The sequence below is a fragment of the Synergistaceae bacterium genome, assembly GCA_017450125.1.
In the GTDB taxonomy this organism is placed as follows: Bacteria; Synergistota; Synergistia; order Synergistales; family Aminobacteriaceae; genus JAFUXM01.
The window spans coordinates 1-1,999 of record JAFSWZ010000011.1; the positions used below are offsets into that span (position 1 = coordinate 1).

Annotated in this window: 3 protein-coding genes; all 3 read right to left on the reverse strand. The window is 54.7% G+C overall.

Features of this window, described 5'->3' with window-relative positions; all coding sequences use genetic code 11:
* The coding region (locus tag IJT02_01840; protein MBQ7543666.1) for an iron-containing alcohol dehydrogenase at positions 1-263 on the reverse strand (263 nt) is incomplete at its 3' end.
* Between the two features lie 15 nt (positions 264-278).
* Complete coding sequence (rhaD, locus tag IJT02_01845; protein MBQ7543667.1) at positions 279-1,091, reverse strand: rhamnulose-1-phosphate aldolase; 813 nt, start codon at positions 1,089-1,091, stop codon at positions 279-281.
* 2 nt (positions 1,092-1,093) lie between these two features.
* Positions 1,094-1,999 (reverse strand): L-rhamnose isomerase (locus IJT02_01850; GenBank protein MBQ7543668.1); only part of this gene is annotated, 906 nt, incomplete at its 5' end.

Genomic DNA, 1,999 nt, shown 5'->3' on the forward strand with positions numbered 1-1,999 from the left:
GCTCCGGCTTTCTTGAACGCTGCGACTCCGTTCTGGACGTTCTCTATTGTGGGGTTGGGCTTGATGTCGCTGTAGACTTCGTAGGCGATTCCGGCCTTGTCAAGCAGGTCAGTAACCTTCTTGCTAACGCCGAACTTCACTAGGCTTGCGTCTGTGCACACAAATACCTTCTTCTTGCCGCGCGCCTTGAGGTCGGCAGGGATGTTCTCAATTGCTCCTTTACCGTGATACGATATGTTGTTGAGTACTATACGACTTACCATTAACATAGTTCCTCCTTATGCTAAATAACCCTCGCGGGCTTTCACGCTGAATCTTCCTTCAAGCAGGTGCATCTGTTCATCTGTGATCGTGTTTACTAACGGCAGGTGCGCTATCTTCATGTAGATCTCCGCAGCCTTCTCCGCTGTCTCAATCAACCCGAACGCTTCATCAAGGTCTACACCTGCTCCGTACAATCCATGCTGCGCCCACACTACAAGCCGCGCTGTCTTCATCTTCTCTGCAGTTGCCTCGCCGATCTCGTTCGTTCCGCAGAGCATCCACGGGAGCACGTTCACTCCGTCAGGGAAGACCACGATACATTCAGTGCACATCTGCCACAGCGTCCGGGTAAATGCGCGTTCATCCAGAGTGTGGACGTAGGTCATCGCCAGCAGATTCGTCGGGTGGCAGTGCATTACGACTCTGTTAGCGGGGTTGACGGAGAGCCTTACGGCATGGCTCATCATGTGCGCGGGGAACTCACTCGTGAACTTTCCGCCGTCAGTGAACCCCCAAAGCAGCTGGGCATTCGTTCCGCCGTCAATCAGCTTCACTAAGCCAAGATTCACATCTGGAGCGTACTGCACATTCTTGAAGTACTTTCCTGTCCCGGTGACAAGAAAGTATTTCCCCTCAAGTGTCGGCGCGTTGAAACCTGTCGGAATCGTGCGGAGGACTCTATTTACGTCGCCGTACTCCTTCACGTCAGCTTCTTCGAGCATCAGCGAAATGTTCCCGCCGTTGCGCTCGTCCCAGCCGTGAGCGTACATGTTCGTGCAGGTCCGAATCATCTCCGTCATGAACGGAGCGGTCATTATGTCCTTCATGGTTAGCACCTCTTGCTGAGGACTTCGGCCTCATACTTCTGGACTCCCGCAAACCACTCACGGTCTAACGGCTTCCCGCACACTCCGCAATACTCATCCCACACGTCCCCGAACGGTAACGTCTTCAGCTCGTCCTGAACTACGAACAGCTTGGTGAACTCTGAGTTGTCCTGCAGAGCCTTCAACTCGTCGACGGGCTGCAGCAGTGCGAACAGTAAAGCCTTCTGGAAGTTCCTGTAGCCCATCGTCCACGCAACTATACGGTTGATCGACGCGTCGAAGTAGTCAAGCGCAATGTTCACGCGCCCCTTCAGGCCTCCGCAGCGAACGATCTCGCGCGCTATCTCTCTGGTCTCGTCCTCGAACAACACAACGTGATCCGAGTCCCAGCGTATCGGCCTCGTAACGTGTAACGCTATTTCGTCGAAGAACGCGAGCAGTGCCGGGATTTTGTCGCTGACGACTTCGGTCGGGTGATAGTGTCCGTTGTCCATGAGCGGAATGCACTTGTCCCGGTTGTAGGCGGCATAGCTCAGGGCAAATTCTGCGCTGCCGACCGTGTAGGCCTCAACGCCGATGCCGAACACTTTGCTTTCTATGCAGGGCTTGACCTTCTTGAAGTCGTAAGGCTCGCGAAGAATCTCATCAATTGCCTCACGGTATCTCACGCGCGGTCCTAACCTGTCGCCGGGAATATCCTTGAAGCCGTCGCCCGTCCAGATGTTCATCACGCAGGGTTGTCCGAGCTCTTCGGCCAAGTACGCGCTGATTCTGATGGACGCTTTGCCGTGCTCAATCCAGAATTTGCGGGTGTCGTCGTTCGTTGACGAGAGGGTCAGCGGGTCGCACTTCGGGTGTGAGAAGAACGTCGGGTTGAAGTCGCAGCCGAGCTTTCTCTGTTTGCAGAA